Annotated in this window: 17 protein-coding genes; 7 read left to right on the forward strand and 10 right to left on the reverse strand. The window is 65.1% G+C overall.

Annotation, left to right across the window (positions count from 1 at the left end; translation table 11 throughout):
* Positions 1-22 precede the first annotated feature (22 nt).
* The 3 genes from BN69_RS11445 to BN69_RS11450 all read right to left on the reverse strand — a co-directional run bounded on the left by BN69_RS11445 (position 23) and on the right by BN69_RS11450 (position 2,255).
* Positions 23-1,135, reverse strand: a complete 1,113-nt coding sequence (locus BN69_RS11445; RefSeq protein WP_014891774.1) for a M48 family metallopeptidase — start codon at positions 1,133-1,135, stop codon at positions 23-25.
* Positions 1,136-1,170: 35 nt separating this feature from the next.
* Positions 1,171-1,587, reverse strand: a complete 417-nt coding sequence (locus BN69_RS18820) for an endonuclease domain-containing protein (RefSeq protein WP_083858739.1) — start codon at positions 1,585-1,587, stop codon at positions 1,171-1,173.
* 107 nt (positions 1,588-1,694) lie between these two features.
* Positions 1,695-2,255 carry a LemA family protein gene (locus tag BN69_RS11450; protein ID WP_014891775.1) on the reverse strand — a complete coding sequence of 187 codons (561 nt, stop codon included), beginning with the start codon at positions 2,253-2,255 and terminating at the stop codon, positions 1,695-1,697.
* Between the two features lie 169 nt (positions 2,256-2,424).
* Here BN69_RS11450 and def point away from each other — a divergent pair, with 169 nt between their 5' ends.
* From def to truA, 3 genes are all read left to right on the forward strand, one after another.
* Positions 2,425-2,991, forward strand: coding sequence for a peptide deformylase (def, locus tag BN69_RS11455; protein WP_014891776.1), 567 nt, complete (start codon positions 2,425-2,427; stop codon positions 2,989-2,991).
* Positions 2,992-3,006: 15 nt separating this feature from the next.
* The gene (gene fmt, locus BN69_RS11460) at positions 3,007-3,933 is read left to right on the forward strand and encodes a methionyl-tRNA formyltransferase (protein WP_014891777.1); all 927 of its coding nucleotides are present in this window, start codon (positions 3,007-3,009) and stop codon (positions 3,931-3,933) included.
* A gap of 179 nt (positions 3,934-4,112) precedes the next feature.
* The gene (gene truA, locus BN69_RS11465) at positions 4,113-4,853 is read left to right on the forward strand and encodes a tRNA pseudouridine(38-40) synthase TruA (RefSeq protein WP_014891778.1); all 741 of its coding nucleotides are present in this window, start codon (positions 4,113-4,115) and stop codon (positions 4,851-4,853) included.
* A gap of 19 nt (positions 4,854-4,872) precedes the next feature.
* On the opposite strand, the gene BN69_RS11470 is transcribed toward truA, so the two are convergent.
* From BN69_RS11470 to BN69_RS11485, 4 genes are all read right to left on the reverse strand, one after another.
* The gene (locus tag BN69_RS11470) at positions 4,873-5,088 is read right to left on the reverse strand and encodes a hypothetical protein (protein WP_014891779.1); all 216 of its coding nucleotides are present in this window, start codon (positions 5,086-5,088) and stop codon (positions 4,873-4,875) included.
* A gap of 187 nt (positions 5,089-5,275) precedes the next feature.
* Positions 5,276-5,485: a hypothetical protein gene (locus BN69_RS11475; protein WP_014891780.1), complete on the reverse strand. Its 210-nt coding sequence runs from the start codon at positions 5,483-5,485 to the stop codon at positions 5,276-5,278.
* A gap of 108 nt (positions 5,486-5,593) precedes the next feature.
* Positions 5,594-6,325 carry a molybdopterin-dependent oxidoreductase gene (locus BN69_RS11480; RefSeq protein WP_014891781.1) on the reverse strand — a complete coding sequence of 244 codons (732 nt, stop codon included), beginning with the start codon at positions 6,323-6,325 and terminating at the stop codon, positions 5,594-5,596.
* Positions 6,322-6,945: a cytochrome b/b6 domain-containing protein gene (locus tag BN69_RS11485; protein ID WP_014891782.1), complete on the reverse strand. Its 624-nt coding sequence runs from the start codon at positions 6,943-6,945 to the stop codon at positions 6,322-6,324. Before BN69_RS11485 ends, BN69_RS11480 begins: the two co-directional genes overlap by 4 nt.
* Before the next feature lie 282 nt (positions 6,946-7,227).
* On the opposite strand from BN69_RS11485, the gene BN69_RS11495 reads away from it, so the two are divergent.
* Positions 7,228-8,238 (forward strand): NAD-dependent epimerase/dehydratase family protein, encoded by a 1,011-nt coding sequence (locus BN69_RS11495; RefSeq protein WP_014891783.1) that lies wholly within the window; start codon positions 7,228-7,230, stop codon positions 8,236-8,238.
* 78 nt (positions 8,239-8,316) lie between these two features.
* Here the strand turns inward: BN69_RS11495 and BN69_RS11500 are convergent, their stop codons facing one another.
* On the reverse strand, positions 8,317-8,592 hold the full coding sequence (locus tag BN69_RS11500; protein ID WP_014891784.1) for a DUF3303 domain-containing protein: 276 nt from the start codon (positions 8,590-8,592) through the stop codon (positions 8,317-8,319).
* Positions 8,593-8,885: 293 nt separating this feature from the next.
* On the opposite strand from BN69_RS11500, the gene BN69_RS11505 reads away from it, so the two are divergent.
* Positions 8,886-9,725, forward strand: coding sequence for an alpha/beta hydrolase (locus tag BN69_RS11505; RefSeq protein WP_041927323.1), 840 nt, complete (start codon positions 8,886-8,888; stop codon positions 9,723-9,725).
* A gap of 12 nt (positions 9,726-9,737) precedes the next feature.
* On the opposite strand, the gene lysA is transcribed toward BN69_RS11505, so the two are convergent.
* Together lysA and lptM are read right to left on the reverse strand one after the other, a co-directional pair.
* Positions 9,738-11,003: a diaminopimelate decarboxylase gene (gene lysA / locus BN69_RS11510; protein WP_014891786.1), complete on the reverse strand. Its 1,266-nt coding sequence runs from the start codon at positions 11,001-11,003 to the stop codon at positions 9,738-9,740.
* Positions 11,004-11,007: 4 nt separating this feature from the next.
* Positions 11,008-11,298: an LPS translocon maturation chaperone LptM gene (gene lptM / locus BN69_RS11515; RefSeq protein WP_014891787.1), complete on the reverse strand. Its 291-nt coding sequence runs from the start codon at positions 11,296-11,298 to the stop codon at positions 11,008-11,010.
* A 417-nt stretch (positions 11,299-11,715) separates the two neighbouring features.
* On the opposite strand from lptM, the gene BN69_RS11520 reads away from it, so the two are divergent.
* Together BN69_RS11520 and dxs are read left to right on the forward strand one after the other, a co-directional pair.
* Complete coding sequence (locus tag BN69_RS11520; RefSeq protein WP_244434925.1) at positions 11,716-12,192, forward strand: L,D-transpeptidase; 477 nt, start codon at positions 11,716-11,718, stop codon at positions 12,190-12,192.
* Positions 12,193-12,342: 150 nt separating this feature from the next.
* A complete protein-coding gene (gene dxs / locus BN69_RS11525) occupies positions 12,343-14,271 on the forward strand; it encodes a 1-deoxy-D-xylulose-5-phosphate synthase (protein WP_014891789.1) in 1,929 nt (642 codons plus the stop codon).
* The last annotated feature ends 111 nt before the right edge of the window (positions 14,272-14,382 follow it).

A 14,382-nucleotide genomic window follows, 5' to 3' on the forward strand; every position in this document is an offset into this window, starting at 1 on the left:
AAGATCGGCGTCGCCGCGCGGCTCAGCGCCGGGCGCCCCAGGGGCCGCGCGGCCAGAGCGGATGGCGTCCGTCCTTGGGCAGGAAGGCGGCCTCGTCGCCGCGCGGCGCATCGATCGCCTCGCGTTCTTCTTCTAAAGCCGCGACCGACACGTCCCGGCCGCCGCCGAATTTGACCAGGGCCGCGACACGCGCATCGACGCTCGGATGGGTCGCCAGCCAGCCGAACTCCGGATGCAGCGCCGGCGATTCGATGAAGAAATACTGCATGCGCGAGGGCATGTTCGGAATCGCCGCATGCGCTTCGATCTTGCGCAGCGCCGAGATCATCGCGTCGGGGTTCTTCGTCAGTTCGACGCTGCCGGCGTCGGCGAGGAATTCGCGCGAACGCGACAGCGCGAAGCGGATCAGCACCGAGGCGCCCCAACTCAACGCGATGATGAACAGCGCGATGACAATGGCGAGCGCCGCGCCGCCATTGCCTCTTCGGCCATTGTCGCTTTCGGGGCGATGCGGCGAAAAGCCGAAAGGAAAATTCCAGCGGCGGATCGTCAGATCGGCGACGAAGGCGAAAATGCCGGCGAAGATCACGGCGATCACGAGAAGCTGAACGTCGCGGTTGCGAATATGGGTCAATTCATGCGCCAGAACCGCCTCGAGCTCGGCGTCGGTCAGATAGCGCGTCAGGCCGCGGGTCACCGCGATCTTGTACTGTCCCTCCTTGAGCCCGGAAGCATAGGCGTTAAGCGCGTCGCTCTCGATGAGCTGCAGAGCGGGAATCGGCACGCCGCGGGAGATGCAGAGATTTTCGAGCAGATTGTAAACGCGCGGCGATTCGGCGCGCGATAGGGTCGCGGCCCCGGTGGCGAAGTCGATCATCTTCTGATGAAAGAGATAGGCGATCACGAACCAGACGCCCGCCGCGATGACGCCGATCGGCCAGCCGCGTTTCAGATCATCCCATGCAAGCGCCAGGATGTAGTCGAAAGGGGCGCCGGGCCGCGCGCTCATCGCCTCGATCAGCAGCGCGAAGGAGAACATCAGCGCAAGAAGCAGAACGACGAAGCCGGCGAGCAGAAAGGCGGAGCGCAGTTCGTTGGCGCGAATGTGGGAATAAAGGCCGTAGGCTTTGAACATCGAATAGCCTTGCTTTGCCGGCGCGTTGCGAAGATTTAGGGGCCCACCTTCTCCCCTTGCGGGAGAAGGTGGCCGGCGGAGCCGGCCGGATGAGGGGGAGTTCGCTTCGCCGCTTCCATGACTTTTTGGACCGCGAGTTCGGGTGAGCCTATCACGAGGTCATTTTCCAGTCGCAAAAGGAAGAAGCCTTGGTCGCCGAACCAACGTTCCTTGGCTTTATCGCGCTTCTGTTGTTCTTCACTGGCGTGCGATGGCCCATCGACCTCGACGACAATCCGGCGCTCGAAACAAACGAAATCTGCGATATAGTCGCCTATCGGAACTGGACGGCGAAATTTCAGTTGCTCTTTGCGCGCGCGTAAAGCGCGCCAAATAATCGTCTCCGCTTTCACTGCATTGGCGCGCTGAACCTTCGCCAAGCGCAACATCACGTTTCGTGGAATGCGGGACATGATTTGCTTCGGTTCCTCTACTCACCCCTCATCCGACCCTCGCTAAGCGAGGGCCACCTTCTCCCGCAAGGGGAGAAGGCGCAACCGACAACGCACGTCGACACCCCTTAGAACTGCACCTTGGGCGGGGTTTCGATCGCCTTCTGCTGCGCTTCGTCCAACTCGAAATAGTCGAGCGGTTCGAAGCCGAAGCGTTGCGCAATCAGGAAACCGGGAAAGCCCTCCCGCGTGGCGTTGTATTCGGCGACGGTATTGTTGAGGAAGCGCCGCGCCGCGGAAATCTTGTTTTCGATGTCCGAAAGTTCGCTCTGCAGCTGCTGGAAGTTCTGGTTCGCTTTCAGATCCGGATAGGCTTCCGACAGCGCGATCAGCCGCGAGAGCGCGCCGGTCAGCGCGCCCTCGGCCGCCCCGATCTGCGCCGGACCCTGCGCGGTCACCGCGGCGTTGCGCGCCTTGACCACGTCATCAAGCGTGCTTTTCTCATGGGTGGCGTAGCCCTTCACCGTCTCGACGAGATTGGGCACGAGATCGTGCCGCTGCTTGAGCTGCACATTGACGTCGGAAAAGGCCTGCTTGCCGCGCTGGCGCAACGCCACGAGGCCGTTGTAAACGCTGACCAGCCAGAAGGCGACGGCGGCGACGAGGCCCAGAAAAATCAGCAAAGACATGGCGCGCGCTCTCCAGGCGCCGCGCCGCTCCGCGCGGCGGCGATCATTTTGGCCCTGCATGTTAGCCGCCTTTGGCGCTTAGGCAAAGGCGCGCGGCTCGCTTTCGATTTGACGGACGCGCCGGTCGCGCCTATCTCATGGAAACGCAAAGAGCCACGGCGAAAATACAATGGCCATTCTGCCGATCATCACCCTTCCGGATCCGCTGCTGCGAAAGATTTCCGAACCTGTCGACCGCGTCGACGACGAGGTGCGGCGTCTGCTCGACGACATGCTGGAGACGATGTACGAGGCGCCCGGCGTCGGCCTCGCGGCGATCCAGGTCGCGGTGGCCAAGCGCATCGTCGTCGTCGATATCGGCAAGACCGAGGAGACGCGCGCGCCGCTCTTCCTCATCAACCCGGAAATCATCTGGGCGTCGGAAGAATTAAGCGTCTATCAGGAAGGCTGCCTGTCCGTGCCCGACTATTTCGAGGACGTGAAGCGGCCGGCGCGGGTGCGCGTGCGCCATCTCGACCGCGAAGGCGCGGTCCAGGAATTCGACGCCGAAGGGCTGCTCGCGACGGTGGTGCAGCATGAGCTGGATCACCTCGAAGGCGGGCTCTTCATCGACCATCTCTCGCGCTTGAAGCGCGAGCGCGTGGTCAAGAAGTTCAACAAGGCGGCGCGCCATGACGAGATCGCCGCCCAGCATCGCGCCGCCATGGAGCGTCAGTCGGAACAAGCCGGAGCCTGACGATTGCGCGATAGAATGCGCGTCGTCTTCATGGGCACGCCGGACTTCGCCGCCCGTCTGCTGACCGAAATCGTCTCACGGGGCCACGAGGTCATCGCGGTCTATACGCAGCCGCCGCGGCCCGCGGGACGCGGCATGGCGGAGAAGAAGTCCGCCGTGCACCTCTTGGCCGAGAGCGTCGGCCTTCCCGTCCGCACGCCGAAAAGCCTCAAGAGCGCCGAGGCGCAGGCGGAGTTCACGGCGCTCAACGCCGACGTCGCCGTCGTCGCCGCCTATGGCCTGTTGCTGCCTCAGCCGATCCTCGACGCGCCGCGATACGGTTGCCTCAACCTGCATGGGTCGCTGCTGCCGCGTTGGCGCGGCGCCGCGCCGATACAGCGCGCGATCATGGCGGGCGACGCCGAGAGCGGCGTCATGGTGATGAAGATGGAGGCGGGTCTCGACACCGGCCCCGTCGCCCTGACGGCGAAAACGCCGATCGGCGCCGAGATGACGGCGAGCGAGCTGCACGACCGACTCGCGGAACTCGGCGCGCCGCTGATGGCCCAGGCGCTCGATCTGCTGGCGAAAGGCGAACTGCGCTTCACGCCGCAGACCGAGGACGGCGCCTGCTATGCGCGCAAGATCGAAAAGGCTGAAGCCCGGATCGATTGGCGCCGATCGGCGCAAGACCTCCACGATCTCGTGCGCGGCCTCTCGCCCTTTCCCGGCGCTTTTTTCGAAGCCGATCTCGGCCATGGCGTCGAGCGCGTGAAGGTTTTGCGCACGCGCATCGAGGAGGGGACCGGAACGCCGGGCGCCGCGCTCGACGACGCCGGCCTCATCGCCAGCGGCGCGGGCGCGCTGCGGCTGCTACGCGTACAACGCGCCGGCAAGGGCGAAATGGAATTTGAAGAATTCGCGCGCGGCCGTAAGCTGACGCGCGGCGTGGCGTTGGCATGATTTTGATGGGCGACGTGCGCCTATCACCCTCCCCTCGAGGGGGAGGGTCGGCCCGCAAAGCGGGCCGGGGTGGGGTGAACTCCACGTTCATTCGGCCGTCACCCCCACCCGGGCGCCTTCGGCGCCCGATCTCCCCCCTCGAGGGGGAGGTGAGGCTGCGCCATGCGCGAGCGCATTGAATGCCCCGCTTCGCGCTGACGATCGAATATGACGGCGGGCCTTTCGTCGGTTGGCAGCGGCAGGCGAATGGCCTTTCGGTGCAGCAGCGCCTCGAAGAGGCCGTGGCCGCGATCAATGGCGGCGCGCGCGCCGTCGTTCATGGCGCGGGCCGCACCGACGCCGGCGTGCATGCGCGGGGGCAGATGGCGCATGTCGATCTTGCGCGCGACTGGCGCGTCGACCGGCTGCGCGACGCGATCAATGCGCATCTGAAGCCGGACCCGATCGCGGTGCTCGCCGCGCGCGCGGTCGGCGAGGATTTCGAGGCGCGCTTTTCCGCCATTCGCCGCCATTATCTCTATGTCATCGACAATCGCCGCGCGCCTTTGGCGCTGAACCTTGGCCGCGCCTGGCACGTCAAGCGGCCGCTCGATGCGCAAGCCATGCATGACGCGGCGCAGTCTCTCGTCGGCCGTCACGACTTCACGACCTTTCGCGCCTCGGAATGCCAGGCGAATTCGCCGATGCGCACGCTGGAGCGTCTCGACGTGCGCCGCGATGGCGAGCGCATTGAGATCGTCGCTTCGGCGCGCTCCTTCCTGCACAATCAGGTGCGCTCCATGGCCGGCTCGCTGGAGCATGTCGGCAGCGGCAAGTGGCGCGTCGAGGATCTTGCGCTGGCGCTTCACGCGAAAGACCGTGCGCGCTGCGGACAGGTCGCGCCGCCGCACGGTCTTTACCTTGTAGCTGTCGATTATTAGCGATGCGCGAGGACGCTCGCTACGGCTTGTCGCCCGCGCCTTCCTCGTCACCCGGCGTCGGTTTGTTTGCGTCCTGCTTCGGCGCCGGCGGCTTCGCCGGCTTCTTCGCCGCATGTTTCGCGGCGCCGGGCGCGTTGGCGGATCTTTGTTCCTTGGCGAGCGCGCCGTGAATGGGAAGGAAGCTTGCCGATAGCACGGCGGCCAATATGCCGTTCACGCAGGATCGCTGATTCATCACTGGATGGTCCCCTCGAAGTGAGAGCCCCCGCCGAATCAACCGGCCCGCCCCGCAGGCATCTGGCCGGTCAACGGTGATGAAGTTGGGTCGCCGCCACGCCTACGCTGCGGTCATTTCATGACGGAATTCGCGCAGTTATCGACTGTTTGACGAACTGGTTAGCGAATCCTAAAAAATTGCGGCGTCATTCGCCGTCGGCCGCTTCCTTTTCCTCCGGTTTGACCGCCTCTCCCGCAGAGATCTCGTTCTTCACCGGCAAAGAGGCGGGAAGTTTGACGGCCGGCCGTTGTGCGGTCGGCGTTTTCTCCTGCGCGAGCGCGCCGTGAAGGGGAATAACGCTGGCGGACAGGACCGCAGCGAGAATGCCGTTAACACAGGGTCGACGATTGGTCATGTGTCCCCCCTCGACGTTGCGGCGCCGACTCAGCTGCCGCCGCGGCCATAGAGCGTCAAAAAAGTGGCGAGAAAGCGTCGAGCTTAGGTATGCGGGCCGCGGCGCAGGTCAAGAGCCGCTGAACCAATTGTAGCCCTTGTCCTCCCAATAGCCGCCAGGATCGTCGTTCGTCACGAAGATCTCGCCGATGAACTTCGGATTCTTGAATCCGAGTTTCGTCGGAAGCCGCAGGCGCAGCGGGTAGCCATATTTGGCGTCGGAAAAGTCAAGCGCCAGCAGCGTTTGCGGATGCAGCGCGCTCGGCATGTCGATGCTCGAATAATATTTGTCGGCGCATTTGAAACCGACGTAACGCGCCGTGAGATCGGCGCCGATCCGTTCGAGAAAATGGCGGAAGGCGACGCCGCGCCATTGGCCGATCGCGCTCCAACCCTCGACGCAGACGAGTCGCGTAATCTGGCTGGATTGCGGCAGCGCGCGCAAATCGCCGAGGCTCCAGGGCCGCCTGTCGGCGATGAGGCCCGAGAGCTGCAGTCGATAGCTCTCGCCGTCGATGAGCGGAATATCCTTTTCTTCATAATAGGCGTTGAACGGGAAAGGCGTCGTGACGTCCGCCCCGGAATAGGTCGGCGCGAGCTTTGCGGGATCGAAAAGCGCCGCCTGAACGCGGTCGTTGAACCGCGACATGGCGATCAGCAGCCGGTCGACGGCGTCGTCGTCCTTCAACGTGCAGCCCGAGAGCAGCGACAGCGCGCCCAGCGACAGGCCTTGCTTGAGAAAGAGCCGGCGTTCGAGCCGCGCGATCTGCGGTCGAAACAGGGAAAGACGGGGCGGCTTCATCGGGGCGCCTCCGCGCGGCCGGTGAACATTGACGCGAGAACGCCTTTGACGCTGACGGCGAGTCCGATGTGAACGACAAGAAAAGCGACGATGGCGGCCATGGCGAAGAAATGCACGCGCCGCGCCGCCTCATAGCCGCCCATCGCCGCCGTCAGTCCTTGCAGCTGCACGGGCTTCCAGATGGCGAGACCCGAGAGAATGGCGACGATCACGGCGAGAATGACGCCGACATAGAGCAGACGCTGCGCGGCGTTGTAGCGGCCGGCCGCATGATCGAGCCGGCCGCGGCTGGCGAGAAGAACATCATGGAGGGCGCCGCCGAACGAGATCGGCAGAAAGCTCCTTCGGAAGTGGCCTGAAACCAAGCCGTAGGCAAGATAGGCGAATCCATTGAGGGCCAGGAGCCACATGCCGGCGAAATGCCACGCGAGCGCGCCCGCCAGCCAGCCGCCGAGCGTGAAATCCTTGGGAAATTCGAAGCCAAACAGCGGCGAGGCGTTGTAGATGCGCCAGCCGCTCAGCACCATGACGAAGATCGCGAAAGCGTTCACCCAATGCGTCACTCGAATGAAGAGCGGGTGAATCGCACGCGGCGTCGTCGCGCCGGCCGCATCGACCATGGCGGGTCCTCCTCAGTCGGCGCCGCGAATTAAATGCGCCAGCGCCGGCCTGTTCGCAACCATGCGGGCCTCAAGGCTCGCCGTCCAGGATGCGCCCTGGACCGCGGAGCCTCCTGGCTCGCCCAAGCTCCGGCGACGGACTCGGTTGCTCCATGCGCGTCGCCTGCCGCGCCAACATATGGCTTTTGGGCCAAAACCCAAGGCGTCGCGCCGGCGCGTTGACAGGCCGGTCGCCTTCGCCCATGACGGCGACGCTTTCATCACGCGGGAATATGGCGGCTCATGCGCGTCTTCGTGACCGGCACGGCCGGCTTCATCGGCTTTCATCTGGCGAAGCGTCTGTTGGAGGCCGGGCATCTCGTCGACGGCTTCGACGGCATGACGCCCTATTACGATCCTCGGCTCAAGGAGGCGCGGCGCGCGATTCTGCTTCGGACCAACGGCTATCGCGACACGATCGCCATGCTGGAGGACATGGAGGCGCTGACCCGCGCCGCCGAACAGGCGGCCCCGGACGTCATCATCCATCTCGCCGCGCAGGCGGGGGTGCGCTACTCGCTGCAAAATCCGCGCGCCTATGTCGACGCCAATCTCGTTGGCGCGTTCAACGTCATGGAGATCGCCCGACTGCTGAAGCCGCGGCATTTTCTCTGGGCTTCGACGAGCTCGGTCTATGGCGCGAGCCCCACCGTGCCCTTCCACGAGAGCGACCGAACCGATTTCCCTTTGACCCTCTACGCCGCGACGAAGAAAGCCGGCGAAGCGATGGCGCATTCCTACGCGCATCTGTGGTCGATCCCGACGACGATGTTTCGCTTCTTCACCGTCTACGGACCCTGGGGCCGTCCCGACATGGCGCCGTTGAAGTTCGTCGACGCGATCGAAAACGACCGCGTCATCGACATCTATAATCACGGGGACATGTCGCGCGATTTCACCTATGTCGCAGACCTCGTCGAAAGCGTCGTGCGGCTGATCGATTGCGTTCCCGAGCGCGATTCGGGCGACGACAGCGTGTCGCCCGTGGCGCCGTTGCGCGTCGTCAATATCGGTCGCGGCGCCCCGGTGAAGCTGCTCGATTTCATCGAGACGATCGAACGCGCGCTCGGCAAGAAGGCCAAGCGCAACTATCTCGACATGCAGCCGGGAGACGTGCCGCGGACCTTCGCCAGCGCCGATCTGCTGGAGCGCCTGACCGGCTATCGCCCACAGACGTCGCTTGACGAAGGCGTCGCGGCCCTCGTCGACTGGTATCGGGCGTATCGCCGCGCGCATGGAGAACTGGCGTATTGAGAGCGGCCGCTCGACGCCTGCGTCGCGGCCTTCCTGTCGTCGCCGTCGGCGAGCGGGGGGGCGCGCTCCGCAGCGCGCCTACTTCTTGTTGGCCGAGAGGAATCGATGCGCGGCGTCTTCGTCGAAGACCGGCGTGATGTGATTGACGTTGAGGTCTGTCCAGGATTGGAAGAGCTTGCCGAGATCGGCGATGTCATTGGCTTCGACGATGCTCCAGCCCTCGAGCAGCGTGACGGAAAGCCAGTTTCCGACGACTTTCATTCCCTCTGGCGCGGCGTCGCCGAGTTTCTGAAACCGCTTGAGAACTTCGTCGCGATGTTCGGGCGTCATTTCATAATAGATCGCAAACAGCATCGGTCGTCGTCCCTTCGGTTGAAATGCAACTTTCGCCAGATTGACGGGAATGGGCGCTCAAATTGCCGCAGTCCGACGTCACATACAACCTCAGATGGTCGGTTCGCCCGATCCAGTCGGGCATGCCGTCGAGCGTCATGATCTCCTTGACGCTTTGCGCCGGCGGATGACGGCGGGCGGAATTTGTTCCCGGCGAGGCCGGCCGATATTTTCCATGCGCGCGCTCGTTTCATGGCGTCGCGACGACGGCCCCGCCCTTGGCGTCCTTGGCGCGCATCGCGATGAGGGACTTCATGACGCGCTATCTGAGACATGCGGTCGCCGTTCTTTTCGCCGGCTATTTCGCCGCGCTCGCCGGCCTCGTCGCCTTTCAGCGCGACGTCCTCTTTCGCCCTGACGCGCTGCGCGCCGATCCCGCCGCGGCCGGGCTGGCCGAGGCGCAGGAAACGACGCTCAAGACGCGCGACGGCGAAACGCTCGTCGCCTGGCGGCTTCCCGGCGCCTGCGGCCGGCCGTTCATTCTTTATCTTCATGGCAACGGCGGCGCGCTTCGCGATCGCGTTCCCCGGTTCAAGCGCTTTGTCGAAGACCGGTTCGGCATGCTCGCCATCTCCTATCGCGGCTATGGCGGTTCGACGGGCGCGCCCGCGCAGGAGGGCCTCTTCCTCGACGCCGAAGCGGCCTATGCGGAGGCGGTGAGGCTCGGCTACGCGCCCGAGCGGATCGTCATCATGGGCGAGTCGCTCGGAACGGGCGTCGCCGCCCATCTCGCGGCCGCGCATCCTGCGGCGGGACTGGTGCTCGATTCCCCCTATTCCTCCATCGTCGACGTCGCGGCGGAGCGATACGCCTGGGCGCCCGTCCAGTATCTGGCGCGCGATCCGTTTCGCTCGGATCAGGAGATCGGCAAGGCGCGGGCGCCGGTCCTGATGGTCCATGGCGAGAATGATTCCGTCATTCCGATTCGCCTCGCGCGCCGGCTCTTCGATCTCGCCAATGAGCCGAAGACGTTCCTTTCGGCGCCCGGCCGCGACCATCTGGCCCTGCTCGATGCGAACGTTTATCCCCGTGTGCGCGACTGGATCGAGGCGCACGCCGCCGGCGCCGCTTGCGCGAAGGCTGGCCCCGACTGAACGCGGCGCGATCTAAAGCCAGTCCGGGACGCTGTCCATCGCGATGATCTCCTCGACGCTTTGGCGCTGGCGGATAATGGCGTAGCGGCCGCCATCGACCAGCACTTCGGGCACGAGCGGCCGCGTGTTGTAGGTGCCCGACTGCACGGCGCCGTAAGCGCCGGCGGTCAGTACCGCGAGCAGCTCGCCGGCGCGCGGCTCCACCATTTCGCGTCCATGGGCAAGATAGTCGCCGGTCTCGCAGACCGGCCCGACGACGTCGGCGACGATTCTTTGCCGATCCGCGCTCTGGCGCACCGGGATGATGTCGTGCCAGGCGTCGTAGAGCGTCGGACGGATAAGATCGTTCATGCCGGCGTCGACGATCACGAAGGTCTTGGCGTCGCCATGCTTCACATAGGTGACGCGCGTGACGAGCATGCCGGCGTTGCCGACGATGAGCCGCCCCGGCTCCAGCACCAGCCTGCAGCCGAGCCCGCCGAAACGCCGGCGCACGATCTCGGCGTATTTCTCTGGATGGTAGGACTGCGGATCGTCGCCGTCGTGATAGGGAATCCCCAGCCCGCCGCCGAGATCGACATGCGAAATATCGTGCCCGTCGGCCCGCAGCTCGCGCACCAGTTCGGCGAGCAGCGAAAAGGCCTCGTCGAAGGGCGCGAGGTCGGTGAGCTGGGAGCCGATATGCATGTCGGCGCCGGCGAGTTCGATTCCCTTGAGCTTGGCGGCGAAGGCGTAGACCTCCCGCGCCCGCGACAGCGGCACGCCGAATTTGTTTTCGGCGAGGCCGGTGGAAATCTTCTTATGGGTGCGGGCGTCGACGTCCGGGTTGACGCGGAGCGACACGCGCGCCGCGCGCCCGAGAGCGACCGCCGCCTGCGACAGGGCTTCGAGTTCCGGCTCCGACTCGACGTTGAAACAGAAGATTCCGGCGTCAAGCGCCGCCGCGATCTCCTCGCGCGTCTTGCCGACGCCGGAAAAGGTGATTTTTTCAGGCGCGACGCCGGCGGCGAGCGCCCGGGCCAGTTCGCCGCCCGAGACAACGTCCATGCCTGCGCCCTCTCGGGCGAGAAGCCGAAGCACGGCCTGATTGGAGTTGGCCTTCACTGCATAGCAGACAAGCGCGTCGAGACCGGCGAAGGCCTGCGAAAACACCCTGTAATGGCGCCGGATCGTCGCCGCCGAATAGCAATAGAAGGGCGTGCCCACCTCGTCGGCGAGCGTCGCCACGGCGATCTCCTCGGCGTGGAGCGCGCCGTTCCGATAATCGAAAAGATGCATCGGCTTACAGCAGCGGATCGAGCGGGAAGGGATATTGCGCCGGCGGTCGATTGCCGATGGTGCCCGGAATAGGCGGCGGCGGGAGAGAGGTTTCAGGAGCGCCGGGCGCCGGCCGGGGCGCCCCGCGCGCCGCTCTTGCTTCCGCCTCCGCCCGCAGGATCGCCCCTCGCGCCTGCGTTTCGGGCGGCAGCTCCACAGGCCCGCGCCGGCCGCAAGCGCCGAGGCTCGCGGCGACGAGCGCCAGCGCAAGAACCGCCAAGCGGCGGCGGGTGAGGAGCGGCAATGGAGGCGTCACGGCGATTCGTCCCAGGGGAGAGCCCGCGCACTATAGCGATGAAGTAAAAAAAGGCGAGGGCGGGGGCGTGACGAAGATCGGCTTCTTTGCGGGCGAGGGAAAGTCCGGCGGTCCGCGCGCCGCTCAGGTTGCGTTAGCGCCTCGCCGGCGCCCGAGCTTGGCTGTCCGATCAAGGGAACCGGCGGCGCGTCGGACAGCGCGGATGACGCCCGCCGCCGGCGGCCCCCAACTCGGCTGTGCTGGACGCGGCGCCGAAGGAGCCCAATTAACCGAAAAGCGCCAAAAGCCGGGTCTTTCCTCGGCGCGCCTTTACGATTTGGCGTCTGCGTGTTTAGGTCAAGCATGGTCAGCGTTCCGCGTTTATTCGCAGCTCTCGCCGCGGCTGTTCTCTTCACGGCGGCCCCAGCAGGCGCCGCGGTGCGCGTCCGCATCGACCTTGCGGCGCAACGGCTCGAGGCGGTCACGCCGCAGGGCGAGACTGTCACCTGGAAAATCTCCAGCGGCCGCCGAGGGTATGAAACGCCGACCGGAACCTACAGCGTCATGCGCATGGAGGCCGATCATCATTCCGACGAATATGATCAGGCGCCGATGCCCTACGCCATCTTCTTTTCGCCCCGCGGCCTCGCCATTCACGGGAGCTATGAGCGCGGTTTAGGCCGTCCGCTCTCCCACGGCTGCGTGCGGCTTGCGGTTCCGAACGCGCGGCAACTCTTCGACTGGGTGGAAAAGCACGGGGCGACGATCGAAATCACCGGCGGCGCCCGCCGGGCGGCCGGTCGCCAGGAGGCCGAGCGCCAGGAGGCGGAGCGCCCGCGCATGACGCGGCGGCCGCGCCCTGTTTACGAAGAGCCGTCCTTCGGCTACGGCATGGAGAGCTACTCCCCTTACTAGGTCCGCCGGCTCGCGCAGCGCTCGCCGTTGCATCTGAGCAACACTCTCGGATTGAATCGACATGGATGCTGCGGCGCGTTTGCGGGGCTGCTTATTAACGGGTAATGCTCGGATTTCTGGCGCTTGTTGTCGACGAGCAGAGTAGAGACATTGACGACATCCAAAACCCCCCTTCTCGATCGCATCGCCTCCCCCGAAGATCTGCGCAAGCTCCGTCCCAACGAGCTCAAGCAGGTCGCGGAGGATTTGCGGCGCGAGACGATCGACGCCGTGTCCGTGACCGGCGGCCATCTTGGCGCGGGTCTCGGCGTCGTCGAGCTGACGGTCGCCCTGCATTATGTTTTCGACACGCCGCGGGACAAGGTGATCTGGGACGTCGGCCACCAGACCTATCCCCACAAGATCCTCACCGGCAGGCGCGACCGAATCCGCACGCTGCGCATGGGCGGCGGCCTGTCCGGCTTCACCAAGCGCGCCGAAAGCGAATATGACGCCTTCGGGGCCGGCCATTCGTCGACCTCCATTTCCGCCGGCCTCGGCATGGCCGTCGCGCGCGATCTCGCCGACGGCGATAATCACGTCGTGGCGGTGATCGGCGACAGCTCAATGTCGGCCGGCATGGCCTATGAGGCGCTGAACAACGCCGGGGCGCTGCACTCTCGCCTGATTGTCATTCTGAACGACAATGACATGTCGATCGCCCCGCCCACGGGCGCCATGTCCGCCTATCTCGCCCGGCTGGTTTCGGGCGGCGCCTACCGCTCGATCCGCGAGGCCGCCAGACAGCTCGCCAGCCATTTGCCGCGCTTCATCTATGACAAAGCCCGCAAGGCCGAGGAGTTCTCGCGCAGCTTCATCACCGGCGGCACGATGTTCGAGGAGCTCGGCTTCTATTATGTCGGGCCGATCGACGGCCACAATCTCGACCATTTGCTGCCCGTCCTCAAGAACGTCCGCGACAAGGACGACGGGCCTGTCCTGGTTCACGTCGTCACCCAGAAGGGCAAGGGGTTCGGGCCGGCGGAGGAATCGGCCGACAAATGCCACGCCGTCAATAAATTCGACGTCGCGACCGGCGTCCAGATCAAGCCCAAGGCCAATGCGCCGACCTATACGAATATTTTCGCCAAGGCGCTGGTCGCCGAAGCCGAACATGACGACAAGATCGTCGCCATCACCGCGGCGATGCCGTCGGGCACCGGCCTCGATATTTTCGGCAAGGCCTTCCCGCATCGCACCTTCGACGTGGCCATCGCCGAGCAGCACGCCGTCACTTTCGCGGCCGGCCTCGCCTGCGAGGGCTACAAGCCCTTCTGCGCGCTGTATTCGACCTTCCTGCAGCGCGGCTACGATCAGGTCGTCCACGACGTGGCGATCCAGAACCTGCCGGTGCGCTTCGCCATCGACCGCGCCGGCCTCGTCGGCGCCGACGGTCCGACGCATGCCGGCGCCTTTGATCTCGCCTATCTCGGCTGCCTGCCGGGTTTCGTCATCATGGCGCCCTCCGACGAGGCCGAGTTGATGCATATGGTGGCGACGGCGGCGGCCTATGACGATGGCCCCAGCGCCTTCCGCTATCCGCGCGGCGAAGGGCTCGGCGTCGACGTCCCGGAACGCGGCGACATTCTCGAGATCGGCAAGGGCCGTATCCTGCGTGAAGGGTCCAAGGTCGCGATCCTCTCGCTCGGCACGCGGCTCGCGGACTCCTTGAAGGCGGCGGCGGAGCTCGAAAGTTACGGCGTTTCGACCACCGTCGCGGACGCCCGCTTCGCCAAGCCCATCGACCGTGACCTGCTGCGCCGGCTCGCCGCCAACCACGAGGCGCTTATCGTCGTCGAAGAAGGATCCATCGGCGGTTTTGGCGCCCAGGTGTTTCAGGCGCTCTCAGAAGATGGGCTGCTGGACGGCGTGCGCGGCGCGTTCAAGTTCCGCAGCATGACTCTGCCGGACGCCTACATTGATCATGACAAGCATGAGTTGATGATCGCCAAGGCGATGCTCGACAGCAAGGCGATCATCGGCAAGGCGCTGGAGCTCTTGGGCGACGAAAAGGCCGCGGCGCGGGTGATGATCGCGTAAGAGAAACCTAGCCGCGTCGCCCTTCGCAGACGCATAAATGAATAAGTATTGAGCCATGGCGCAATTTGCGCCAGACTGCCTGCGCTCGCCAAAAGAAATTAATTCCCTATC

It is taken from the genome of Methylocystis sp. SC2 (assembly GCF_000304315.1).
GTDB lineage: Bacteria > Pseudomonadota > Alphaproteobacteria > Rhizobiales > Beijerinckiaceae > Methylocystis.